The following is a 25,483-nucleotide window of genomic DNA, read 5'->3' as shown; positions in this document are numbered from 1 at the left end:
AATTCGCTGCGTTGCATCCAGGCTACAATTGATTTGATTATTTTTTCTGATTCTGACTTTGTTGCCATCCACCGCCCAGAGCTTGAAATAAAGCGACGGTATCTGACAGGCGATTTGCCTGGGCTTGAATTAAATTGAATTTAGCCTGTTGATATGTTTGCTGACTAAGGAGTAAGGCTATTTGGCTAGTATCTCCTAGTGCCAATTGACGTTGATAAATTCTAAGACTAGTCTGCGCAGCCTGCTCTGCTTTATTGGCTGCATCCAAGGCAAGGGCGTCTGCCTGCAACGCTTTTAATGTATCAGCTACATTTTGATAGGCGTTGATCACCGTGGAACGGTATTGTGCTGCTGCTTGTCTGTAGGTCGCCTCTGCTGCTCGTTGCTTATGACGCAGTGCTCCGCCGTTGAAAATTGGCTGTGTAATTATGCCTGCTAGAGCCCAAAAGCGAGTATCTGGTCGCAGTAACGTGGCAAGTGTAGTTGCTGCCGTTCCTAAGTTGGTGGCATCAATTGTAAAATTGGGTAGGCGATTGGCGATGGCAACGCCAATCAACGCATTTGCTGCATGCATTTGTGCTTCTGCTGCACGAATATCTGGACGATGTTCAATGAGGGTTGAGGGAATGGAGATTGGCAGTTGCGTGGGTAAATGTAATGAACTCAAATAAACTTGGGGTGTGTGTTGATCATCAGGAAAATGGCCAGTGAGTGAATTTAATAAATCCCGTTGAATAGCCAATTGTTTTTGCAACGGAGACAGGCTTGCTATTGATGTGGCTAGAGCTGTTTGTTGGGCGGCTACATTGGCAAGGGCGGTGTCGCCTAATCTTAATTGTTGTTGTGTAATTGCTAAGATTCTTTTTTGTTCGGCAATAATTTTTTCGGTCGTAGTAATTTGCTCTCGTAATGCGGCTTCTTGGATGGCGGCACTCACTACATTGGCTGTTAAGGTTAGATAAGTGGCTTCTAGTTGGACGTGTTGAAATTCGGCCTGTGCCATTAATGATTCCAGTTGCCGCCGGGTTCCACCAAAGACGTCAATGGTATAGGAGACAAACACTTGTCCGGTATACAGCGAATATCGATATTGATTGCTGGCCAGTACGCTGGTGAGAATATCAGCCGTTTTTTGTGTGGTGGGGTTAAATGAGAAGCCCACCACCGGTAGAAGTGCTCCTCGTTCTGAGTAAGCATTTTCTAACGCCGAATGTAGAGCCTCTTGGGCTGCACTAAGGGTGGGATTGTTGTGCAGACTTGCCGCGACCAATTCATTCAATGGCTCGGAATTAAATAATCGCCACCATTGTGCGGGTAATTCTTGATTGGCGATAAACGATTGTGCTGCACCAAATTGTGTTTTACTCGCAGCGGTTTTAGTAACTGGGGCGGGTTTGGTATAACTTTGAGGCAGTGGAGTTGCCGGCCTCTTATAGTTTGGCCCCACGGCACAACTATTGAGTAAGAATAGCAATAATCCTATGCGTATTAGACCATGCATCATGGTTGTCTTCCCCTGCGACGTACTTTAGGATGTTTGTGTTCAAAATAACGAGCTAAGGCGTAATAATAGGTAGGTAAAATAAATAGGGTTAACAAGGTCGATACAGCTAAACCGCCAACAATGACTGTTGCCAAGCCGCGCTGCACATCCGTTCCCACCCCAGTAGCCAAGGCTGCAGGCAGCATGCCAAAAGAGGCGACGGTTGCTGTCATGAGCACTGGACGCAGACGTTCAGCGGCCCCATCAATTACTGCACGATTAAGCGAGGGATTTAGTTTGCGCACCCGGCGGATATTGGCAACCATGATAATGGCATTTTGTATCGAAACGCCAAATAAGGCAATAAAGCCTACGGCAGTTGCAACATTGATAGTTTCACCGGTGAAGTGGAGGGTAACAAGTCCACCCAAGGTTGCCATGGGAACGACCCCAAGAATGAGAAATACTAAATGTAATTTTTGAAATTCGAAGAACAAAAGCAAACCCATCAGTATGAGCATGAGCCCAAGAATATAGACCAAACGTTTTTCTGCGCGTTCTTGGCTTTGAAATTGCCCAGCCCATTCTAAGCGGAATTGCTTCTTATCAAACTGTACTTTTTCAGCAATTTTCTGTTTGGCTTCATTAAGGTAGGAGGTCAGATCGCGCCCACGATTATCCATGCGAACCGTGACTTCACGCTCACCTTGTTCATGCGCAATATTACTTTCACCGGTGCGATATTCTAAGGTGGCTAGTTCGGCTAAGGGGATTTTTGCTCCATTAGCACTGTTTATAAATAAATTACCTAGAGCTTGGATGCTGTTTTTTTCTGTCTTGGGAAAACGCGTCGTTGCATTATAGTTACGGTTTTCTACATAAATTCGGGTAATGGGGGCCCCACCTAATCCGGTTTGAATTAAGTTGGTTACATCTGTAACATTGATTCCATAACGTGCAATCTTATCGCGATCGACTTTAATCGTAATTTGCGGAATTGGAGGTTCTTGGAATATAGACGCAGACGCCGTCCCTTTAATGCTTTTTAACACATTCACGATTTCACGGCCAATGCGACGAGCTTCATGTAAGTCGGTGCCATAAATCCTCAATGCAAGCGGGCTATGTGCACCACCGACCAGATCATTGACGTTATCGACAATGGGTTGACTAATCCCGATCGTAAATCCAGGCATTTGAGAAAACTCGTGTGCAAGCCTGGAAATAAATTGTTGTTTTGATTCCCCGTTAGGCCATTCGCCATAAGGTTTTAAACCTACTGGAGCCTCAATATGTGAGGGCGTCCATGGATCAGTTCCATCGTCATTTCTACCCAGCTGGGTCGCGACAAAAGAAACCTCAGATGTTTTAATAGGGTTTCCCGCAGAATGCTGGCCATTTCATTGCCTTTTTCCAGGGATAATCCAGAGGGTAAGTCCGCTTGCAACCAGAGTGCTCCCTCATCGAGCTCGGGTAAAAACTCACGGCCTGCAGTGGCACCAAGTACAATGATCAAAGCTAAAGTAATGATGCCCAGTGCATAGGTAATGCCAGGACGTTTAATTAAATCACGTAAGAGGCCGCGATAGCGTATGGTTAGCCAGATGAGCACACGATTATGGGGTATTTTCTGTGGTTTACGTAAGGCAGTGTAAGCTAATCCAGGAATCAAGACAAAAGAACAGACTAATGCACCTAAAAGTGCAAAGCTTACCGTGTATGCCATCGGCCTAAAGAGTTTTCCTTCGGCATGTTCAAAGGCAAATAGAGGTAAATAGGCAGAAATAATAATGAGGGTGGCGAAGAAAATAGGACGTGCTACTTGATTGGTTGCAGTTAAGGTATCGTCTACAGACAAAGGTGTATTAGGGAGAGCTTCTCGGCGACGCAAAATGGTTTCCATTACCACAATGGCTCCATCAACGATAACCCCAAAATCAATCGCACCTAAAGAGAAAAGATTGGTGGGCATTCGCGTTAAATTCATAAAAATGAACACGGATACGAGAGCTGCGGGAATGGCCACGGTAACGACGATGGCGCTACGGAAACTTCCTAGAAAAAGCATAAGCACAATGCAGACGATGGCAATCCCTTCAACAACTGTATGCGTTATTTTATGAATTGTTAAATGGACTAAGTCATCTCGATCAATATAAGGAACAATGGATACTCCCATTGGCTTTAGCCGCTCTTGTAAGGAATCAATTTTTGCATGTAAGCCTTCCAGAACCTTTCCTGGATTTAGTCCTTTACGCATCAAGACAATCCCTTCAATGGTATCTGGATTGTGGTTTTTTCCGAGGATCCCTTCACGCTCTTTATGCCCAAACTCGACCTGTCCCAAATCACGAATAAGTATGGGAGTTCCCTCATATTGGGTAACCACTACTGCACCGAGTTCGTCTAGAGTGCGAATTTGTCCAATACCACGAATGATGTAGCTTTGTTCCCCTCGAGAAACACGGCCGCCTCCAGCAAAGGCAGAATTATTGTTAATCGCATTGGTGACATCCGCTAGGGCTAAATTAAAACGCCGTAATTTCATGGGGTCTAGGGTGAGTTGGTATTCTTTGGTAAATCCTCCAAAATTATTGACTTCGGCAACCCCGGGTACTTGTTTGAGGGCGGGCATGACAATCCAACGTTGTATTTCAGATAATTCCATCAGATTTTTGGTATTGGATTCTAAGGTATAACGGTAGATTTCACTGCCAGAGCCAGTTAAGGGATTCATCGTTGGTTGAATACCAGCAGGAAGGCTCAATGAGCTTAAGGCTTCTAAGACGCGGGCACGGGCAAAATACTCACTTGCTTCATCTTTGAAGATCATGGTGATTAATGAGAGGGCAAAGGTACTGCTGGAGCGTAATTCAGATAAGTAGGGTACGCTAACCAGCTCGCGCTCGAGTGGAACGGTCACTTGTTGTTCGATTTCTTCGGCTGCTAATCCGGGTAATTGGGTAACAATGGAAACACGTACGTCATCGAGCTCAGGATAGGCTTCAATGGTCATCTGGGTGCTAGAAATATAACCATAAATACCAATCAAAATGGCGGCGCCCCAAGCAATGTGGCGACGTCGAAAGCACAGCGCAATCAGCTTATCAATCATTGATAAGTATCCCTCCCGCAGCCACAATGCGATCGCCTGGTTTTAGCCCTGAACGAATACGAACATGTTCTTTATCTTCAGGACCGAGTACTACGGTACGTTGGGTGAAGGTCCACGGGACGGTTTCAATAAAAACGGAGGTTGTGTCATTATGCATGAGTAGAGCGGATAGCGGGATTATAGGTTGTTTATCCTGAGGTATTTCGGTATTGACCGTCGCAAACATATTGGGCTGTAAACGCTCATCGGGATTAGTCAGAGCAATCCGTGATTTATTGCAACGAGTGTCCGGATCCAGGAAATTATTGGTAAAGGTAATGGTGCCATCCCAATGTTGCTGCGGATAGGCTGCTACATGTATTTTTACTTTTTGGTCTTTTTTGACCCAGGGAATGGTTTGTTCTGGGACACATGCAGTAACCCATACCGCATGAATATTTGAGAGATTGAAAATAGGTGTGGTTTGATCGGTGATATAAGCGCCACTACCATAATTTAAAATAGTGATCTTACCGTCAATAGGGGCCATTATTTGCAATAAATTCTCTTTATTTTGGCCTAAGGCTTCCAACGTTGCTTGTGCACGTTGCATCTCTGCCTGTGCTTGCAGGTATGTATTTTTTATTTGCTCTACATCTTTAACAGCGTTTGCTCCGGCGCGGTTGACTTTTTGTGCTCGGCCCCAGGCTTCCGTCGCTTGTTTTAATGCACTTTGAGCTTTAATTTTATCGGCATAGGCCTGAGCCATGGCCGGGGATTGCATAACCGCTAAAACTTGACCTTTTTTTACCTCATCCCCAAGTTGAGTATTTAAGCTAAGCAGTTGCCCTGTTAATGGGGGTAAAATGGGTATATTACGTGTTTGTTCTGCTTCAATTACTCCAGCAAGCTTAATAATGTGTGGTGCGTTAGAAGCTTTGACGGTTTGCACATTTAATTGTGAGCGAAGTGGTGAATGCTCAGGAATTTTGATGAGATTGCCTTCACGAACGAGCATTGGCACATGGTCTGGATGCTTGCTATGGCTATTTCGCATCAAGGTGTAAATCAATATGAGTACTAGGAACAAAAGAGCCACTGTGATCTGTACTAACCTTTGCTGGCGGTGGGGTTATTTTTTATAGCGAGCGCGTGGGGTCGAAATCAATGAATGAATGTCCATAAATCCAAGCTTTGTTATATTGTTTATCGATTGACCCTAATTTTATTGTTGGGAAGAAGGTCCATTTATCTTTTGTTATCATCAACTAAACTGAAAAATTAAGCAAGAAGTTCGTGGGGTATTGGGCGTAGCGTGGCTGCTTGAAACTGATATATTATATATCTGTCTACACCCCGTGGTTTGTCCGCGGGATATAGACAGCCGAGTCGTTGACTAAAAGAAGGAAATTGCGGGGGAGGTTATCGTTCCAATATAGCAACGACTCCCATTCCCCCGGCGGTACAAATACTTATAAGAGCTCGTCCTTTGCCTGCTTGCGCCAGTATTTTGGCGGCAGCGCCGACAATACGCCCGCCGGTCGCCGCAAAAGGATGTCCTAGCGCCAGACTTCCACCTTTAATGTTCATTTTTTGCGTGTCAATGCTTCCTAAAGGCTTATCACGGCGCAGCACTTTTTGACAATATTCGGCAGACTCCCAGGCTTTTAGAGTACATAATACTTGACCGGCAAAGGCTTCATGAATTTCATAAAAATCAAAATCTTGTAGGGTTAAATTATTTCGTTCTAAGAGACGACTTACAGCAATTGTTGGTGCCATCAAAAGCCCTGCGCCATGGACATAATCCACAGCTGCTACTTCGCAATCGACAAAATAAGCTAACACCTCTAACTGATGTGCTTGGGCCCATTCGGGAGAACCTAATAAGACGGCAGAGGCCCCATCGGTTAGCGGAGTCGAATTACCTGCGGTTAAACTTCCAGTGGCTGATTTATCAAAGGCAGGTTTTAATTTAGCTAATTTTTCCAGGCTTGTTTCTTTGCGAGTAATAGTATCATGCGTTAAGTCCTCCATCGGGGTAATTAAATCATCATAGAACCCCTCATCATAAGCTTTGGCGGCATTCTGATGTGATCTGACGGCGAGTTCATCTTGGGCTTCGCGGCTAATTTTCCATTCTTTTACCATCAGTTCGCAATGTTCCCCCATCGATAAGCCGGTACGCGGTTCACGTACGGTGGGTAACAAGGGTTTCAGCATACTGAAGCGAAATTTCTTACAGGTGCGCAGTTTTTCTTTCCAGCCTTGCGCTTGTTGAAATTCAATTAAAAAATGTGTTAATTGGCGTTGGCCAATTAACGGTATATCCGAATTGGTATCAGTACCACCGCCAATACCACTGCTCATTTGTCCGTTGGCAATTTTGAGGGCTACAAGATTGATGGCTTCAAGTCCGGTGCCGCACGCGCGTTGGATAGTGAGTCCGGGCGTTTCTGGAGATAGGCTGCTTCCCAGCACTACTTCGCGGGATAGGTTCCAGTCAAAAGGGTGATTGATAACGGCGCCAGCAATAACATCCCCTAAACACTCTCCCTCTATTTTGCTCTTTTTAATAAGGCCGGCAACAGCAGCCCCTAATAAATCTTGGTTTGATTTACCGGTATAAAGCGTTTGCGATTTAACAAAGGGGGTACGGGAGCTCCCTAGAATAGCGACTTTTTTAGTCATGTTCATGATTTCTCCTTTTATCTTATTTAGCATAGCCTAAAAAGAGGGCTATACTTTAAATCTTGGAATTTTAAGGGGTTCAAACGATAAGAGGGTGAAAAATGAAGCGGATAAGGATTATTTCGATAGTATTCTGTGTCTTTTTTTTACCAACATAAGTTTTAGTAATACTAAAATTGCATTTTTGACCTATGATCCTCCTTTTGTTATTTCCCCCAATGAAGGTTTTGATATTGATTTGGCGAATATGCTTTGTAAGCATTTGCAGCTTGAGTGCCAGTTTGTCTTTTTAAAAGATTCACAACAAGTCTATGAGGCGTTAAAAAATAGTCAGGTGGATTTGGCGCTCTCTGGTATTACTATTTCCTCAGCACGCCAGAAGAATTTCATTTTTAGTTTACCCTATATGCTGAGTCAAGGTCAGTTCTTAACATTAAAACAAAAGCACAATTAATTCTTTGGCCGAGCTAAAAGGTTCCACCATAGGGCTTATCAAAGATGAATTAAGCGGGGGTGTTTTATATTCATACATCATCAATAACTTTCCGGGAACATTCAAGATTAATCAGTATAATTCTGTAGAAGATTTGTTTGCTGCTTTAAGCAATAAAAGTATTGCGGCTGTTTTCTTATACCGTTCAGATGTTAATTATTGGAATCATAATGTCAGCAATTCATTCAAGACCATTGCGCCGGTAGTGACGTTAGGTGAAGGCTTTGCGGTTATGGCGACGCCTAGGAACGAGAATTTAATTACGCGAATTAATAAAGTGTTACTGCAAATGGAGCAAGATAGTAGTTATCTCAAGCTTTATGAAACTTATTTTTCTAATCAATAAGGTCATGTGTAGTCAGTAGCCTTGATGCAGTGCAGCGTAATCAAGGCTACAAAACAGATTATAGTTGGGCTTTGTGGTTGTTGTCTTGGATTTCTTGGGTTGAAGTCGTGTCTTGTGCAAAAAATCCTTTTTCTTTCAATGTTTTAATTGTTTCTACTCTATCCACAATCCTGGATAATTTATCTATTTGCTCATACTGTTTAGCAATAAGTACCTGGTATTGCTCATTTACTTGTTTCAATGCATTTGTTGTTAGCGTAAATTTTTTTTCTATCTCAAGATGATGAACAGGAACAGGTAGAGTACTCAGCGCTGCCTCCATGCGAAGTTCACGTTCTTGGTGTTCTTGCTGGATTGTTTGGGTTAATTCTGTGAGTAATGCTTGAAGCTCATCATTCTTTTGTTGTAGTTCTTCTTTTCCGAAATTGCCTTGTTTTATATCATCAACCAGCTGCGCTATGGTTTCTTGCAGTTGCTTCACGCGCTCTTCAATTGATTTTGGCATTATCTTCCTCTGTTAAGTAGTTTGGAGCATTAGAGTTAGTCTGCGGCTTTGATGGTAATAATTCAAGCCCTATGAATCTGATTTAGTTGCCATTTCTGGAAGTCCTGGTTGCGAGCAACCAGGCTACCGTATTTTGAGGGGATTAATAGGTTGCTACGGGGGCGTTTGCTTGCGCCTCGAGAGTATTGTTTGGTGTTTCTTGCGGAGGATTTTTTATTGCAAAAAAGCCTCTTGTCAGCAATACGTTGATTAATACTTCTGTTGGTAATGAGTTGACGTTTTCTATTTGCCGTTGGCGTCGGTCTCCGAGTAGAGTAAGCCGTTCTATTTGCTGGCGTAGTTCAACGAGTTGTGATTGATATTCCTCATTGTTTTGCTTTAATTTGACTTCCGACACCGCAAGTTTTTGTTCTGTTGCACCGATACGCTCAGCGATGGAATCAAATCTTTTTCCTTGAGTTTCAAAAAACGAACTCATGTATTCTTTAAACTCTTGTTGTTGTCTTTCTCCAACAATAACTGTATCAACCAGTTGAGTTACAGTATCTTGCAGGGTCAGCACGGTTTTCTTTGTTTTTTCAAGTTCTAGCCCCAACATGCTTTCTACCAACGAAAACTGGACTATTTTATCTGCCAGATCTTGTTGGCTAGTATGATAATCTTTGGTGACTTGCTCCAGTCTTTCTTGGTTGCAGTGTAATAACTCAGCGTTCTCCTGCATTTGCTCATTCAGCGTGATGGCCGCTTCCTCAAGGGATTTCTTGGTTTGTTTGAGGGATTCCGTTAATCTTGCAGCAGCCTGAACCTGCTGGCCAAGTGATTCTAATTCTTCGGTTAGTTTTTCGTTGCTGTTGTGCAAGATGGCATTTTCAGAGCTAAATTTTTCCACCTCTACGGCTAAACCTAGGCGTATGTTATCCAATGCAGTAATCATTAACTCTAAAAGATTGGCAAGCCCGAGCACCCCTTTAGTTAAACTGTCTGTGATGCTTACTGTGTGATTATGGTGATCATCAAGAATAATACCTCCACCAGCATAAGCAAGTGTGGTTATCCCACAGAGTGCAAGTAAAAAACCAACATTAGCGACCAAGCCTAAAATTAAAGTGGGTACGGTTACTGTGAGTCCTCCCATAATTTTTTGCCATAGAGGCAGCTCTCCCCAGAAGTCTGCCGCTTGCGAGAAAAGACTGGGATTTTTTTCCATGCTTTTGATGGTAATAATGAGACTTTCTTTGATTTTTTTAAAAACATCTTCAGTGATGAGTAATTTTTCTATATTGTTTTTCTCATCAGCCTGGGCTTTTTGGATTAACGCTTCAATATCGAGAGTCGCCGACGGCGCATGGGGTATTTTTACCACTACTTCCCTTTCTCCTCCAGCGAGTATCTCTGGAGGAGCTTCCGCAGTCTCTACATGGATAAGTGCTTCCTGTTCCACATCATGTGTTATTACTTCATCTTCTCTGGTAGCCATATTCAGATCCTTTGACTAAGAATTTCCCTGTAATTCTTATTTTTAACCAAAAAATACGATAAAACAAGTAATTAATTTTCATTAAAATTCAATAAATTATAGGCAATGTAAGCACTAAGTTCAAAATTCGATCATCTTTAGTGCTTGCTGCAATGATAAGGGCGGCCATTATCAGGATATTGCCTTCTTTTTACAATGATTTTTATAGGTTTGCTATCAAAAAAGCACAAAAATTACGGATTAAAGAACTTCTTATTTGTATTTTTTAATTATTTTGTGCCCTAATTTTAGGACAGATGTTCTAAAAAGAGATATACTGATTTGTTGTGTTTATTCAAGTTGGTTTTTAAGAAAAGGTAGTATTTTTTATGGCATTTAGCATTGGTCAACGATGGATAAGTAATACCGAATCGCAATTGGGGTTGGGAATTATTACAGATTTAAGTAGCAGGCAAGTAAATATTAGCTTTCCGGCAGCGGGTGAGGAGCGTATTTATTCGACGGATAATGCGCCGTTGAGCCGCATTATTTTTAAGGAAGGCGAAGAAGTTGTCACCAGTAAGCAGCAAAAAATACGGCTGACTCGCATTGAAGAGCGTCAGGGGTTATTTTTTTATAGCGGTATCGATGAATCAGGGGATGAGATTCACATTAGCGAGGTTTCGTTAAATTGCTTTATTAACTTGAATACACCTCAACAAAGACTCTTTAGTGGTTTGTTGGATAAGCAAAGTTCCTTCCGCTTAAGAATAGATACCCTAAATCATGCCAGTCGATTACAGCAATCTAAAGTTCGTGGATTATTGGGCTCGCGTACCAGCCATTTGCCACATCAGGTTTATATTGCCAGTGAAGTAGCACAACGTCATGCACCGCGTGTTTTACTTGCGGATGAAGTGGGGCTGGGTAAAACCATTGAAGCCGGAATGATTTTGCATTACCAATTGTTTACTGGACGTGCTAAGCGAGTATTGATTGTGGTACCGCAATCATTAATCCATCAATGGCTTGTGGAAATGATCCGCCGTTTTAATTTGTATTTTTCCATCATCGATGCCGGTCGTTATAAAGAGTCGCTAGAGCCTTACGGTGAAGACGATTACGACTATGATGATGAGTTGGATGAAAAGGATGTAACACCCAATGTGGCTAATCCTTTTGAAACTGAAACTTTGGTTTTGTGCAGTTTGGATTTTCTAATGGAGCATGATGAGGCTCGGGAACAAGCGATTGCAAGCGGCTGGGATTTGTTGGTTATTGATGAAGCGCATCATTTGCATTGGTCTGAAACAGATGCAAGCCCTGAGTATGAATGTGTTGAAGCCTTATCTGCTCAAAGTAAGGGATTATTATTATTAACTGCAACTCCTGAGCAAGCAGGGATTGCCAGTCATTTTGCTCGCTTGCGTTTACTTGATCCTTCGCGATTTTATGATCTTGCCGCATTTAAGAAAGAAGAAGAAGGGTATCAACAAATTAATCAGCTGGTTCAGGAATTATTAGCTTACGATACCAATACCCCATTAAGCCAATTGCAACCGCAATTAATGCAGCAGTTGGATACCTACCTCGGCGCAATTAAAGGGGAAGACATCCAGGAGGCGATTAAAAATCTATTGGATCGCCACGGCACTGGACGGGTATTGTTTCGCAACACTCGTGCAGCAATCCAAGGTTTTCCGCAGCGCCATGTACATGTTTATCCTTTGGAGCGGCCAGAACTGTATTCGTCTCTTGCTGGGCAATCTGGGGTTACCAATTTATCGCCAGAAAATTTCTTGAATCGAGAGCTCTGGTTAGGGCGAGATCCCCGCGTTAACTGGCTGGTTAATAAGATCAAAGAACTGTTCCCGAAAAAGGTATTGGTGATTTGTGCTAAAGCGAAAACCGCAATTGCTTTGGAACAGCACTTTAAATTAAGTGCAGGCATTCGTAGCACTGCGTTTCATGAAGGCTTATCAATTATTGAGCGCGATCGTGCCGCGGCCTATTTTGGGGAGGAAGAAGAGGGCGCACAAGTAATGATTTGCTCGGAAATTGGTAGTGAAGGACGAAACTTTCAATTCGCCCATCATTTGGTTTTATTTGATTTGCCAATAAACCCTGATCTATTAGAACAACGTATTGGTCGTTTGGATCGCATAGGCCAGCAGCATGACATTGAAATTCATGTTCCCTACTTAATGAATACCGCCCAGGAAAAATTATTCCGCTGGTATCATGAAGGGATTAATTTGTTCACTAAGAGTTGTTCAGTTGGTTTTTCACTTTATGAAGAGTTTGCGGAACGTTTATTGCCTATTTTAGATCAGGCCATGAGTTCTACTGATGATGCTCTGCTCGACCAGCTTATTGTGGATACGCAAGTCCGTACCGAACAAATCAATCAAGCTCTACAGGAAGGGCGCGATCGTTTATTGGAGTTGAACTCATGTAATGTTCCCCAAGCTCAGGCCTTGATCGCGGATATCGAAGCAGAAGAGAACTGTTTGGATTTGGAAAACTATATGGCCCAAGTATTTCATGAATATGGCATTGATCACGAATATCATTCTGAAGGCACAGAGGTTTTGCACCCAACGGATCATATGAAAACCAGCCATTTCCCTGGCTTAAAGGAAGAAGGGATAACGGTTACTTATGCTCGGTCTAAGGGGCTACAACGTGAAGATATGGAGTTCTTGAGTTGGGAGCATCCTATGGTAAGTGAAAGCATGGAGATGATTCTGGATTCGGAAATGGGGAATGCGACTTTAGCAACTATTTCGGTTAAAAGTATTGCGCCGGGTACCGTATTTTTAGAGTCTTTTTATACGGTCAATTGCGCATCACCAAAACACTTGCAATTAGATCGTTTTTTACCTTTAACCCCCATTAGAATCTTTATGGATGTTTCCGGTAAAAACCTGTCTAAAGTATTGGATTACACTCAATTGAATCAGATGTGCCAATCAGTAAAACGTCATTTAGGTTATCCCATCATTACGCAGATACATGAGGTGGTGGAAGGCATTTTGGCAAAGACGAAGCTGGTAGCTGAGGGAGAGTTAGCTGAGGTAGTTGAGCAGGCAAAAGTACAGATGCGCAAAAGTGTTCAGTATGAAGTGGAACGACTTGAAGCATTACAAGCGATTAATCCGGCAATTCGGCAGGATGAAATTGACTTTTTCAAACAGCAGCTTAACGACAGTGAGCATTATATCGATAGCACGGCTTTGCAGCTGCAAGCGCTTCGGGTTGTTATTAATAAGTAATTAAACGCACGTCATCCCGAATCTTAAGTGGGGTGACGTAGCTTAACTCTAAGACGCTTTAGGCAGATAACTTCTTTTTCCAGGACACTTTGGTTTATTTTTCGGCATTTATTCATTTGTATCTTAGTATATACTTATTTATTTTGTGGTAATGAAATTCGTATATTCATGAGTGGCTGCTGTTAGGCTAATAACTTGAAGGTGATTTCCTAAAGGAAGGCAAAATGAATCTGACAGAATGGTGGTTAGCATGGGCCACAGATCTTGATGGATTAGCGTCCAAAGTTAGCAATTCTCAGGTCGAATCGTGGGTTGCTGCACGGACTATGATCGCCGAAGGAACGCAGATCGAGACTAATTTTCTTTGGGGATTACACTACGCAGCCAAGATCAATACTGCTTCAGAAAAACTGGGAGCTCCTTTTTATAATGAAGTGGCAGGGAAACGGATGCATTTACCCAGTATTGGCTCTCCTGAATCATTATTATTTGCGTTAACTTATTATCATCATTTACTGCGTTATCAATCGATTGATCAAGGTAATTCTTTAGTTCTTGCTCAGATTCTTAAAGAACAGCCGGGTGTTCAATATGCTGCAAATGTATTAAAAAAACGCCTCGACGAGTATTGCCTGGCTCCTGAACACATTGTTGCCGTCCAAACGATATGGCCTGAAATAGCATTGCTGCAAGGACCGGGTTTATTAGCACAAGTAGAGCAATGGTTTGCTACAGAACCTGTGGTAGACAAATTACTGAAACAACTGGAACAGGCTACCGGAAAAATAGTAGGCCAGTTTGATGCCGAGCGCGAAAACATCAACACGCTGTTTACAAAAATAGGTGATTTATTAGAGGGGAAGGTTGCCACATTAAAGGAAATTACGGCCTATAAAAAACTCATTGAATTATTGAATGAAGATACACTGTTACCTAATGACTTAACCGAGCCTAATAGTTTAAAAAATAATTATCCAGATTTTGCGGAATATTGGTTGGCTTTGAATGAATCTATTCCTTCGATCAGTAAGAAAAAAGCATTGAGTATTACTGGGGTACGTACCGTGATTAGTGCGGCACGTTTTGCTGTGGGAATTTTTAGCTCGCTAACGCAGACCATTGTAGGGCATTTTACTCCGCATTATGTAAATAAACTGGCCGCGAGTGCTGCAAATGCGGTGGATAATTTAACTTCAGCCATAACACCTACGTCGACTTTAGAGCAGCGCAAAACCTTATTAATTCAGCATGCCGAGCAAATCATTGCTGCTTCTGCCTCCTCATTAAATCCACAACAAGATGCTCAAATTGGTGCCAATGATTTTAAACGATTGAGTGCAACCGAAGTCAATGGTCTGGTTGATAAGTTGTCTTTAGTACAGCATTTGCTTACCTTAAAACAATGTTTGGCCATTTATCAAATAGAACATACAACCGGTTTTGCAAAGTTTTCACTCTCGACTGTCTTAAAACCGATCACTGAATTATTGAGCCATTCATTTTTACGTCCCTTAATGTTTGACGCGATATTATTGGTGTTGGAAGCTGAACAATTAGAACAGCAAGTTAATGAGTTTATTGATACGGCCAAAGCGAGCGAAGAACCAGATACTAAAATATTGAAGACACAATTAGTTAATACGTTGAAGCAAACCGAAACGAGGGTCAAGGATGTGCCGCAAAACAGTAAATTTATTTTTTTTAAACAGGAAAGCGAAAAGGCGGTAAACAATTTTACGGTGATGGTTCAGCATACGCTAAATCGTTCGCAGTGACATAGGTTGCGCTGCTGCAAGACCCAGAAAAACTCAATGTGAGTCTTACAGCAAGGCACGCGAATGATTAATCTTTAAATGGGGTGGATGGTATAATCTCCAAGTTGCCCGCGCTATTGCGCATTATTTTTAGCCATTCACTATTTTTTATTGGTTGACTGGTTTCGGATTGACGAAATAGGCGTATCCAATCTGCTGTTGGCTGAAATCCATGAGTCAATCCTAGTTGAAAGGCTTGGAAAAATAGTCCATGTCCTACTACAACCACGAAACCTTGTTGCTGAATTATTTTCGTGTGAAATAGGCGTACTCGCCCTAAAAAATTGGCAAATGATTCCGCATCGTCACCATCACAGTAGCAAGGATCCGCTTTTTGCCAATAATCTGTTATTCGTGCTTTTCGCTCTGCAGGGCTTAAGGGAAACATTTTTGCCGGTGAAAGATAGATTAATTCTTGAATTGGCCAGATATTCAGTGGAACCGTAGGCCAAATTTGGCTGATGTAGTTGGCACTTTCTTGGGCACGAATAAAGGGGGAGCAAATAATTAAATCGGGTGTTTCGATAATGTGCGCTGCTGCTGTTTGCGCTTGCTCTTGGCCTAAAAGGGTCAGTCGCGCATCAGCCGGGTTGGTACTCCATATTCCAGCATTAATACTGCTTTCCCCATGCCTGGCCAACCATAATTTTAACGAAGGCATTGAATTAGATGGATAAATTTTCATAATCCTCTTCCTTAATCACCTGCACTGAATTAATGGAACAATACCGCTGTTTCTAACTTGCTGCAAGATAACTTATTGATTTAAAAAGAATCTTAATGTTTTATTTTGAGCTCGACTGCATTTTATGCTATCATTCGCGCTGGATATAACTAAGGAGATTTTACAATGGCATATACTAAGCAAGAACCCAAACAAACTACACCTTATACTAAAGACGAACTTAAAAGCCTAAGAAAAGAGATGGTCGCTCTCAAGCAGGGGATTCAATTACCTCACATGGCTCATGGTGTTTTTGCGCCAGCAGATATTTCACTAAAGGGGCTTTCTGATGAGAAGCAGGGTGAAGTTTATACTTTTATAAAAAAGTTAAAAACTAGTTTGATTGCTCATGGTGCTGATATCAGTGACCTTGAATTTAAGCCGGAGAATTTACAAGAATTATGCTCTTTATTTAGCGATGCAGAGAAAGCAGCCAAGGCTAGTGGAGAAGATAAAGTTAACCCGGAAAATAAATCCTCTCTTTTCTGTTGTTTCCGTTAATTCGTTATTAAGCTCGGACATCAGTCCTGTTCGCGTTAAGACCTCAAAAACGTCCTGTCATCTCCGTGCCGCGGGAATGACATATCTAATCAAGGGTAACTATGACCGTCCATCGGCTATCCTTGATTAAATTTGCACTATTTCAAAATTATGAGCCATAATCTTTAGTACCTACAGTAGCAAGAGGCTACTTATGAACTCTAAATCTGCTCAGAAAGTTATTGATGATTTGTTATTTTTAGCAGGGATTATTCCCAATGGTACAGAGCCTTGGGATCCGCAAATTCATAATGAAGAATTTTATGTCCGTGTCCTTAATGATAGTTCATTAGGGCTTGGCGAATCCTATATGGAAGGATGGTGGGATTGCCGCCAATTGGATCAGTTTTTTGATCGTATCCTAACTGCTGATATTGATAATAAAGTGAAATTGAATCAGTGGTTATGGCCTAAGATCTTATTATTGCGACTTATTAATCATCAATCGAAAAAACGAGCACTTATTGTTGGTCAAAAGCATTATGATTTGGGTAATGATTTGTTTGAGGCTATGCTCGATCGCCGCATGAATTATACCTGCGCCTATTGGCATAATGCCACTGATTTGGATATGGCACAGCGCAATAAATTGGAGTTGAGCTGTCAGAAATTAAAGCTTAAACCCGGTATGCGGGTTTTGGATATCGGCTGTGGCTTTGGTTCTTTCGCTAAATATGCAGCAGAAAATTATGGTGTTTCTGTTGTTGGCATTACCATTTCTAAAGAACAACAGGAGTATGCACAAAAAAATTGTGCGGGGCTTCCCGTTGATATTCGTTTTCAGGATTATCGAGACATACACGAGCGATTCGACCGCATTGTTTCCTTAGGTATGTTTGAACATGTGGGTTATTTGAATTACCGAGCCTACATGCAAAAGGCCGCTGATTGTTTGCAAGATGATGGTTTATTTTTATTGCATACTATTGGTAATAACTTAACTACCTCCTTTTGTGATCCTTGGATCAATAAATATATTTTTCCTAATGGTATGTTGCCTTCTATGTGCCAAATCAGCAAAGCAGTTGAAGGTTTGTTTGTGATGGAAAACTGGGTTAATTTTGGTGCCTATTATGATCAAACCTTAATGGCTTGGCATGAAAATTTTGAACAGCATTGGCCTTCTTTGAGCGCTCAGTATGACAAAAGTTTTTACCGCATGTGGCGTTATTATTTATTATCTTGCGCTGGGGGATTCCGCGCCCGTTCCATGCAATTATGGCAAATTGTTTTATCCAAGCATGGGGTACGTGGTGGTTATAAAGTGCCACTATTTGACGGAACTGTAACTTAAGGAGTCTGACCTATGAACTTCACATTGTTCAAGTCAGAACTGTGGAATAAAAAAGGAGGCTTCGCGAGATAACTGATATAAAAAGCCAGCCTCTTTGACATCAAGTAGATACTATTCTATGCCTTAAATGAATTGAAAATAGCCATTTAAGATAAGTATTGATTACTTTGGCCTCGATTAAATAAAAACAGTATCTACAATTTTTTATGGGGCTATGTTGCGTGGACTATCCCTATACAAAAGAGCTGATAAATTATTGAGTATCATATAATGAGGTAGCTCTCCCTTACATAATTTCTCCATAATATTGATAAACGATTCTTTGAGGGAGCTTGGCTTTTCGTAAGGATTAGGACGCAGAGAAAAAAATTGATTGGGACTCGTTGCTTCAAAGTGAAGATTTTGTATTAACGGCAAAACAAATGTTGCGAAATCAGCGGGAGCATGGATGGTTAAATTATTGATGATTTGGCTCCTAACCAACGTGTTTCCTGCAAGCTGGCTTAATAATTCATCAATTTTTTGGATGATATGTTTTAGCAAGTCGACGTTAAATTTATCATCAGGAACTGTTAAGAATTTTGCAAATGAGGGTAAAATATTGGGGGTGTTTATTGATACACCATCCTGTTCATTACGTAGTGAAGCTAAGGTGGTGGTCATATTGTTTGGGGCAGGGTCTAAATTCAACATGGCTTTAAATAATATTTGATAGGACAAAGGCAGGGTTGCAAATGAAGCGGAGGTAAAAAGGCTTGTTTCTAATTCCTCTTGATAGAGATCCTGCAGTTCTTCTGGTGTTTTTGCTGCAAGTGGACTCGAGGGCGAGGGCATAGGGCTTATTGTAGTCCTTGTTATAGGGGGCTGTATTTTAGGATCTTCCACATAATAACCTACGCCAGCAACGGAGGTCGAAGCAGAAATAATCCATGGAGCTGGCTCGAAATAACGGCGAGTTAAAACGCGATCAATAAATACGGTAACCATGGACTGATCCCAGAATTCCAATAATGTTAACGCTAAAGACCATAAGTCAGCGCGTTGATTTTTTTTTAACTGCTCATAATCAGATGTATTTTCTGCAAGCGGGGGGTAGGGGGCTAAATAGCGCTGATCTTTTAGGGGGGAGGCATTTTTTAGTTTATGTTGTGCATCTAAGTAGCTTACGGCGCCAAGATCTGAAAAAAAGACCAATCCTGCGCTAGTAAATAAAATGTTAGCCGGTTTTATGTCATTAATTGCAATATTTTGCGCATGAATTTTTTCTAATGCCTGGAGCAATTGCTGGGCGATGTAGTCAAATAATTGCTTTTTCTCGGTATCATTTAAAAAACCCATTTTATTTATTATGCTGTTGCCATTGCCTAAATCGGCAAGAGGTAAAAATTGATAAAGTTGAATTCCTTTAAGCGTTTTGAGTATGGCTACATCTTCTGTTAAGAGGACCGAATCATGAAGATTTTGAGTTTTTAATAAGGCATGAGCTTCTAATTCAGTCATGGTATCGAATAATACTTTGCCTCGCGGCAATGATTTATTCGGCATGCTTTGGATTAGCTCTTCCTTACTTAATATGGCGCGCACAGCAAAAAACGCTCCTTGTTCATCTGTGGCTAAACTTACAGACGAAAAGGTGCCTTGGCCTAGCAGGGAGATCTGGGCCATGCCCGTATCCATAATCGGGCCTAAAATTCTTTTTGCTACTAAAGGATGGGCATCGTGTAACGCTATTTGTTCTTCAGGAGATAGAGTGGAGCGCAGATAAAATTTTTTTACTTCCCCTGTGTTGCGAATCATTGTAATCGACGAATCCTGAGGAGAATATTGAGAGGAGGAAGAAAACATTGGTGGTAAAAAGGTGCTTTCTTGGTTTTCGGGAAGGTCTAAATCATCAGATTCTATTGGAGGGGCTGACGAACTCCTTTTTAATAATTTGGACTCTAATGCATGGGAAGATGGTCTATTATACGAGAGAGGTGTGTCCACAAGGAAAGAAAAAGAGGTTCGCCTCTGCAGAGTGGGGCTGACCGTGGTCAATGAGATGGTCTCTGACTCAACATACTCATTTTGAGCAAGTTGTCCATGATGTTTTTTTACACTCGGCATTTCTTACATCCTCAATTTTCTAGCAAAGATAACCCTGTGTTTTTTTTGCATTAGTACACTTGATTATAATGAGCCTGTATAAATAGTGAAGTACCCGTGTAAATTATTTCTAAATGGTGATTTTTTACCAGATGAGCGCTATGAGGGATAGATACAGCTGGGGGGGCGATTACTTCCCGTGATAATCAGTGTTTTGTGCCGTGATTTTTCACCGCGCTTTAAAAGTACTTGCCGGGCTGGAACATCAAAGAGGTGTGCAATAAATTTTATTAGGGCCTCGTTGGCGCGCCCTTCTATTGGGGGGGCCTGCAAGCGAATTTTTAATGCCTCCCCATGAAGACCCGCAATATCGCTGTGCTTGGCACCAGGTTGGACGTACACATTAATGGTAATTAGGTTCCCATCTTGTTGGTACCACATATCTTTTTACTCCCATTTAACCAGGTAGGAATAATCGCGCCAACGTAGCTCCGCCTGACTGCCTTTTGATATCGAAGTTACTCCTGCTGGGGTTCCTGTATAAATAACATCGCCAGCTTTTAAGGGGAAAAATTGACTAATATAAACTAATAAATCTTCGGGACACATCATCATTTCGCTCGCTTTAGCACATTGCCGTAGTGAGCCATCAATGCTTAATTGAAAAGCTGTTTCCATATAATCAGTAAATTGCTGATAGGGAATCCAGGGGCCAATGATCGCGGCATCTTTAAATACTTTTGCGGTAGTCCAGGGATGTCCATTCTTTTTTAATAAAGATTGGCGAGATCTTAAGGTCATATCCAGGCCAAGACTAAGAGCGGAAATAGCCTTTTTAGCCTGTTCATTATTCATGCGATATCCATCATGGGCTATGCGTAGTACTATTTCACATTCTGGCTGCACTGCATTGTCTTCCTCAGGGAAGTCAAGTACTAACTGCTCGCCCCAGTGGGTGGCTTGGTGCAAAACACTGGCTGGTTTTAAGAATAAAACGGGTTTTTCGGGCATTGCTTCACCAAGTTCCTTGGCATGCTCAAGGTAATTTTTTCCTACACAAACTATCTTATCAATAGACATATTTTATACCTTTATTGGATCGAATAGGCCCTTAGTGTCGAGCCGCAGAATTTACCAATTTTTTCACAAAGTTATTTAAGAAGCATTAAAAAAGATGTTTCATTTGTCAAATCTAGGGAGGGTCTGAATTTGAGTGCCTCAAGAAATGGTGATAAAATATACATATAGAGTAAAATGGAGAGCCTCATGGGTCAGTCTAAGAGTTTAGAAAGTTTATTTGTCGCCATTAATGAATATCACGGAAGCAAGAACAAAACAAAGAAGCTGAAGGAAATTAAAAGCAAGGCTGAGAACGTAATTAAAAAGTATAATACACTCGATTTAGCTTATAGGGATCCTGTAACCTTTTTGCCAGTTAATCTTTTACAAGCTGCAATGGTTTCTTCTGATGTATTCAAATTATTAGTGGGCCTTGGCGCGAATCCTTTTTTTAATGGAAAATCAGAACGAGACTCTCCAATCAATCTTTTAGCCTATAAGTATTTTCCTGGCTATTGTAACGTTGAGGAACGAGTAATATTTGAATGGTTAATGACGGATAAAGAAAGCCCTGTATTTACTTGGAGCAAGTTAGCTGAAAAAGAGTCCTTATTCAATGCGTTTGTAACCGCAGGGTTGGTTCCTCGGGAGTGGCAAATTGATGAGTTACCTATACATGTAGCTATTCAAGCAGGTCGTCTCGACCTAGTGCAAGAAGTGCTAAAGGCTGCAGGTAGCATGCAAGCCGCAGGTGATATTAATCAGATGAGTATTCTTAGCTCCGCGATTCGGGCAGTGTGTTTAGGGAAGGAAAATGCTATAGAAATATTTCTGTATTTGTTGAGGGAAGGAGCAAGCACTCAGCTATCGAATGGGTTAAAACTACCGCCCATAATACAATTGCTCACGGAGCGAGTTTTCCTCCAGTCTAAGGTGGAAGAAAAACTTGTATTTAATATGGTGAAATGGCTTCTTGAACATGACGCAAGACTAGATGTGACCAATCCTAATGATGGTAGTACTCCATTGATGACCGCGATGAGTATGGGCTATCACTCAGTGTTTGATTTATTTTTAGAAACAGCGGATGCCGCCACGTTAAATCATCGGGCTACCTCAAAACCTAATTATTTACTTTTTCAATTCTTCGATGAAAATAGATTAGTGGACTTAGATATTCTAAAACTGTTACCCGAGCTTAAAAGTAAAGGTTTAGAATTTGATAAAACTATTAATTACAGTTCCCCGGCAGATCCTTTTAATAATCGTTTATATGGGGAGCGAAGAGAGATATTTGCTTCTCATATGTCGTTATTGCATTTTTATGTAGATAATTTGACACATAATAATAGAGATGATTTTTTTCCTTTGCTCGATAAGCGCCTTGAAGTAATTCAAGCTCTAATCGCGCATGGCATTGATCCTAAGGCAACCGCAACCTTTACTTATACTAAAAACGAACGAGTGGAGGGAGCTTATGAGACGAAAAAAGTTAAAATAAGTCGGGAGCTTACCGCGGCCGAATATCTTAGACAAATAGCAGATAAAGTGATTAGTCACGATTCTGATGCGTATTTGATTAAAACGTATCGCGATGAAAATGAGTTTTTACAACATATTGAGATTAGAAGTAGAAATGAACAAATAAAGCTGCACAAGCAATTTCACCAATTTAGAAATTTGGAACGTGTTTTATCTGGAGAAAAACCATTGGTTTACTCCGGTTTGCCGGATGTAAGAAAAATGGAGCAATTAGCTTTAAAGAGCCAAGGTTCACAGGATGGTTTTGTATCAGGCCTTGATCCAAATACGGTTAAAAATAGATTACTTGATGCAAGAGAATCTAAAGACCATGAGGATTGGAAAGAGCTGAAAAAAGCAATGGTGGACTATGTTAAACAAGCGGAGTCATTGCAAGACTTTTTAGAGCGCGTAGAGCAATTTAAGCAGCCATTGCAACTTCATTTTGACGTTAATCGAGATGCTAACGGCGAAGTAGTGAGTTACGGTTCTTTATCGTATCGTTTTTTCCACTATTTTGATCCTCATAAATTCCCTAGTTCCTGGGAATCATTAAGGGCTTTTGGGCAAACGACTTATGGTGTAGATATTAATACCGAATATGATCAACCGGTCATCCCCAAGTTTGAATAGGATAGCGTAGCCTTGATGTAGCCGCAGGCGAAATCAAGGTTTTTCTTCCTGAGTGTCAAAGGTTGCTACTCTATTTATGAGACAATAATGCCTTATTAACCGAAAGGAATATGCGAATTATGTCTGTTCTTGATCTTAAGCTCTACGTTGATAAAACATTTACTAATCTCAGTTTAGAAGAAACTCAATTGGAGCAGATTGAGTTTCAAAATTGCCAATTCAAACAATGTAAATTTTCTGGGGTCATTTTTAGTAAAGTAAAGTTTACTGACTGCAATTTTGATTCCTGTGATCTTTCGCTGTCAAAATTCCCAGGTTGTAAATTTTCAGAGGTTACATTTAACGATTCGAAGCTTGTGGGAATCAACTGGACTGAATTGAGCTGGCCCTTAGTGAAACTTGCCAGTTCCTTGTATTTTTATAGCAGCAATATTAGCCATTCCAGTTTTTATGACTTAGAACTTGCAGATTTAATTGTAGAGGAATGCAAAGCTCATGATGTTGATTTTAGGGAAGCTAATTTAAATCACGCAAGCTTTGTGAATACAGACTTACAGAATAGTTTATTTATGCATACTAGTTTAAAGCGTGCTAATTTTACAGACGCAATAAATTACGATATTGATATTCAAAATAATACCTTAACTGACGCTCGTTTTTCATTCCCTGATGTCATCGGCTTGCTCAATCATTTAAATATTAAAATTACTGCTTGGCCAGACGATTTTGAATCCTAAAAAATAGGACTGCATTAAGGCTACGCTTGCCTTTGTCAGAGGTATATAATGGGGGCCCAACACTCCAGGAGATGTAGAAAATGAATGTTTCGGTAAAGAAAACTTCTGAGGCCACCGAGCTCCAAACGTGCCTTGAGATCCGTTATCAAGTCTTTGTGGAAGGACAAAATGTTCCGGCCCACGAAGAGGTCGATGGACTTGATCCCCAAAGTGAACATTTCCTTTTATTTCTCGATCAACAGCCTGCAGGTACTGCACGTGTTCGTTACATCGATGATTTTGCTAAAATTGAGCGCGTAGCTATTTTAGATGCGCATCAAGGCAAGGGGCTGGGGCATGCATTGATGAACTTTATCATTGAAGCGATTCGTAAAGACCCAAGGGTTAAAAAAGCAAAACTTGGAGCACAATCCTATGCTATTCCATTTTATGAGAAACTAGGATTTGTAGTGTGCAGTGATGAATATCTCGATGCAAATATCCCTCATAAAGACATGCAACTCAGTTTTAACATCTAAATAATGTAGCCTGGTTGCTTGCAACCAGGTTTTTCCTTAAATGGTAAGCAAATCGGTGGCTTGTCAAAAAAAGATCCACTGGGTTTCCCCAGCAGACCCAAGAAAGGCTACAGTTTGCAGGAGTCAACAGCTTGATTATAGAACTCTGTTCCTTTTACCATTAAACCGGCTGCTACAGTGGTTGTAATTGCCCGTGGGACCGCTGCTCTAAAGAAAAATCCCATGCGAGTCAAATTACTGGCTTTCAGATCTTGATTAAAGATATCCTTGGCATGTTCTAGATAACTTTTGTTTATCCCCGGATTAGTTAACCCTTCCTGTTTACGATAACGCAATTGATTTAAGGGCGAACTAAACAAGCCATAGGCTCCCGCAATTATCAACATTGCCAAAGGTTGAGCGTATTGCTTGTCAACATCTTGTTTTTGCAACGATAAGGACAACATTGGGATTGCGGTCATATAAACAGTTGACCAAAGTCCTTCTCTCATCATCACGCTCATTGCACCACGAAAGAAAGAGCTATAACCATGATGGGTACGCATTTGTTGGATGGTTTCTTTTGTTGATGCGCTATGGGTTAATTGTTTATTTTGTGCCAAAGCCTCAAATGGCGTACATACAAACCCAGACAGGCTCCCTGCGGCAAATGAACTAAATAACTCATACCATTGGGAGGTTTCGCCTGGTTTTTGGTTCAGCAATGCTTTAAAAGCAAAGGTGGTTGCATATCCAGGTACTGCTGATAAAGCGTAAGTACCGGCACCGGAGAAGTAATTTCCGCGCGGCATTTTCTCACTTTTGTATACATGGTTTGTCCACTTTAAGAAAGGGGTAACCAGTGCCATTACCCCCGCTCCTAAAACAGGTCCTTTTATCCAGGGAGATTCAACAATTTTTGCTAAGAACGGGGTTATTTGTTCGGTTTTTTCTTTCATGATCCTGTCCTCAAAAATTAAAACGAGAAAATTGTTCATCTGACAGAGATCTACGCCTGGAAGGGCGCAGATGGAATTCCTACCAGGCGAACGACTCGTAGAGAAGGATCACAAAAAAAATAGATAATAAAAGACCAGGTACCTGCAAAGGCAAGACAGCGATGTTATTGTTAAAAGCTGAATTGGTCATTTAAAATATTTAACGTATTTATAGTGGTCTTTCAGGCTATCATTCAGACAATTTTATTGCAAGAGCAAAATAAAACTATTTCTCATT

19 protein-coding genes and 1 pseudogene are annotated in these 25,483 nt (G+C 41.2%); 9 read left to right on the top strand and 11 right to left on the bottom strand.

What is annotated here, in order from left to right; translation table 11 throughout:
* Positions 1–37: 37 nt before the first annotated feature.
* From J2N86_RS13410 to J2N86_RS13395, 4 genes and pseudogenes are all read right to left on the bottom strand, one after another.
* Positions 38–1,504, bottom strand: coding sequence for an efflux transporter outer membrane subunit (locus J2N86_RS13410; protein WP_252579965.1), 1,467 nt, complete (start codon positions 1,502–1,504; stop codon positions 38–40).
* Positions 1,501–4,598, bottom strand: a pseudogene (locus J2N86_RS13405) (efflux RND transporter permease subunit). The gene J2N86_RS13410 and the pseudogene J2N86_RS13405 overlap by 4 nt, the downstream one beginning before the upstream one ends.
* The gene (locus tag J2N86_RS13400) at positions 4,591–5,634 is read right to left on the bottom strand and encodes an efflux RND transporter periplasmic adaptor subunit (protein WP_252579964.1); all 1,044 of its coding nucleotides are present in this window, start codon (positions 5,632–5,634) and stop codon (positions 4,591–4,593) included. The pseudogene J2N86_RS13405 and the gene J2N86_RS13400 overlap by 8 nt, the downstream one beginning before the upstream one ends.
* 365 nt (positions 5,635–5,999) lie before the next feature.
* A complete protein-coding gene (locus J2N86_RS13395; protein ID WP_252579963.1) occupies positions 6,000–7,274 on the bottom strand; it encodes an acetyl-CoA C-acetyltransferase in 1,275 nt (424 codons plus the stop codon).
* A gap of 88 nt (positions 7,275–7,362) precedes the next feature.
* Here J2N86_RS13395 and J2N86_RS16260 point away from each other — a divergent pair, with 88 nt between their 5' ends.
* Positions 7,363–7,722, top strand: a complete 360-nt coding sequence (locus J2N86_RS16260) for a transporter substrate-binding domain-containing protein (protein ID WP_407658962.1) — start codon at positions 7,363–7,365, stop codon at positions 7,720–7,722.
* 4 nt (positions 7,723–7,726) lie between these two features.
* Positions 7,727–8,107 carry a type 2 periplasmic-binding domain-containing protein gene (locus J2N86_RS16255; RefSeq protein ID WP_407658961.1) on the top strand — a complete coding sequence of 127 codons (381 nt, stop codon included), beginning with the start codon at positions 7,727–7,729 and terminating at the stop codon, positions 8,105–8,107.
* Between the two features lie 58 nt (positions 8,108–8,165).
* On the opposite strand, the gene J2N86_RS13385 is transcribed toward J2N86_RS16255, so the two are convergent.
* Positions 8,166–8,612 carry a hypothetical protein gene (locus J2N86_RS13385; RefSeq protein WP_252579962.1) on the bottom strand — a complete coding sequence of 149 codons (447 nt, stop codon included), beginning with the start codon at positions 8,610–8,612 and terminating at the stop codon, positions 8,166–8,168.
* 142 nt (positions 8,613–8,754) lie between these two features.
* Complete coding sequence (locus tag J2N86_RS13380; RefSeq protein WP_252579961.1) at positions 8,755–10,089, bottom strand: hypothetical protein; 1,335 nt, start codon at positions 10,087–10,089, stop codon at positions 8,755–8,757.
* A gap of 368 nt (positions 10,090–10,457) precedes the next feature.
* Here J2N86_RS13380 and rapA point away from each other — a divergent pair, with 368 nt between their 5' ends.
* Both rapA and J2N86_RS13370 read left to right on the top strand, forming a co-directional pair.
* Positions 10,458–13,343: an RNA polymerase-associated protein RapA gene (gene rapA, locus J2N86_RS13375; RefSeq protein WP_252579960.1), complete on the top strand. Its 2,886-nt coding sequence runs from the start codon at positions 10,458–10,460 to the stop codon at positions 13,341–13,343.
* 224 nt (positions 13,344–13,567) lie between these two features.
* Complete coding sequence (locus J2N86_RS13370) at positions 13,568–15,118, top strand: hypothetical protein (protein ID WP_252579959.1); 1,551 nt, start codon at positions 13,568–13,570, stop codon at positions 15,116–15,118.
* A 67-nt stretch (positions 15,119–15,185) separates the two neighbouring features.
* On the opposite strand, the gene J2N86_RS13365 is transcribed toward J2N86_RS13370, so the two are convergent.
* A complete protein-coding gene (locus J2N86_RS13365; protein WP_252579958.1) occupies positions 15,186–15,842 on the bottom strand; it encodes a histidine phosphatase family protein in 657 nt (218 codons plus the stop codon).
* Positions 15,843–16,007: 165 nt separating this feature from the next.
* Between J2N86_RS13365 and J2N86_RS13360 the strand changes: the two genes are divergently transcribed.
* Together J2N86_RS13360 and cfa are read left to right on the top strand one after the other, a co-directional pair.
* The gene (locus J2N86_RS13360) at positions 16,008–16,382 is read left to right on the top strand and encodes a hypothetical protein (protein ID WP_252579957.1); all 375 of its coding nucleotides are present in this window, start codon (positions 16,008–16,010) and stop codon (positions 16,380–16,382) included.
* Between the two features lie 193 nt (positions 16,383–16,575).
* The gene (cfa, locus tag J2N86_RS13355) at positions 16,576–17,715 is read left to right on the top strand and encodes a cyclopropane fatty acyl phospholipid synthase (protein WP_252579956.1); all 1,140 of its coding nucleotides are present in this window, start codon (positions 16,576–16,578) and stop codon (positions 17,713–17,715) included.
* Positions 17,716–17,919: 204 nt separating this feature from the next.
* Here the strand turns inward: cfa and J2N86_RS13350 are convergent, their stop codons facing one another.
* The 3 genes from J2N86_RS13350 to J2N86_RS13340 all read right to left on the bottom strand — a co-directional run bounded on the left by J2N86_RS13350 (position 17,920) and on the right by J2N86_RS13340 (position 20,880).
* A complete protein-coding gene (locus J2N86_RS13350; protein WP_252579955.1) occupies positions 17,920–19,821 on the bottom strand; it encodes a protein kinase domain-containing protein in 1,902 nt (633 codons plus the stop codon).
* Between the two features lie 138 nt (positions 19,822–19,959).
* The gene (locus J2N86_RS13345; protein ID WP_252579954.1) at positions 19,960–20,241 is read right to left on the bottom strand and encodes a DUF167 domain-containing protein; all 282 of its coding nucleotides are present in this window, start codon (positions 20,239–20,241) and stop codon (positions 19,960–19,962) included.
* 6 nt (positions 20,242–20,247) lie between these two features.
* Positions 20,248–20,880 (bottom strand): fumarylacetoacetate hydrolase family protein, encoded by a 633-nt coding sequence (locus J2N86_RS13340; protein ID WP_252579953.1) that lies wholly within the window; start codon positions 20,878–20,880, stop codon positions 20,248–20,250.
* Positions 20,881–21,066: 186 nt separating this feature from the next.
* On the opposite strand from J2N86_RS13340, the gene J2N86_RS13335 reads away from it, so the two are divergent.
* The 3 genes from J2N86_RS13335 (at position 21,067) to J2N86_RS13325 (ending at position 24,268) form a co-directional block, all read left to right on the top strand.
* Positions 21,067–23,013 carry an ankyrin repeat domain-containing protein gene (locus tag J2N86_RS13335; protein ID WP_252579952.1) on the top strand — a complete coding sequence of 649 codons (1,947 nt, stop codon included), beginning with the start codon at positions 21,067–21,069 and terminating at the stop codon, positions 23,011–23,013.
* Between the two features lie 119 nt (positions 23,014–23,132).
* The gene (locus tag J2N86_RS13330) at positions 23,133–23,750 is read left to right on the top strand and encodes a pentapeptide repeat-containing protein (protein WP_252579951.1); all 618 of its coding nucleotides are present in this window, start codon (positions 23,133–23,135) and stop codon (positions 23,748–23,750) included.
* Positions 23,751–23,830: 80 nt separating this feature from the next.
* Complete coding sequence (locus J2N86_RS13325; protein WP_252579950.1) at positions 23,831–24,268, top strand: GNAT family N-acetyltransferase; 438 nt, start codon at positions 23,831–23,833, stop codon at positions 24,266–24,268.
* A 107-nt stretch (positions 24,269–24,375) separates the two neighbouring features.
* Here the strand turns inward: J2N86_RS13325 and J2N86_RS13320 are convergent, their stop codons facing one another.
* Positions 24,376–25,206 (bottom strand): solute carrier family 25 protein, encoded by an 831-nt coding sequence (locus tag J2N86_RS13320; RefSeq protein ID WP_252579949.1) that lies wholly within the window; start codon positions 25,204–25,206, stop codon positions 24,376–24,378.
* Positions 25,207–25,483: the final 277 nt, after the last annotated feature.

Source organism: Legionella lytica (genome assembly GCF_023921225.1).
In the GTDB taxonomy this organism is placed as follows: Bacteria; Pseudomonadota; Gammaproteobacteria; order Legionellales; family Legionellaceae; genus Legionella; species Legionella lytica.
This window is presented reverse-complemented; position numbering and strand designations above follow the sequence as displayed.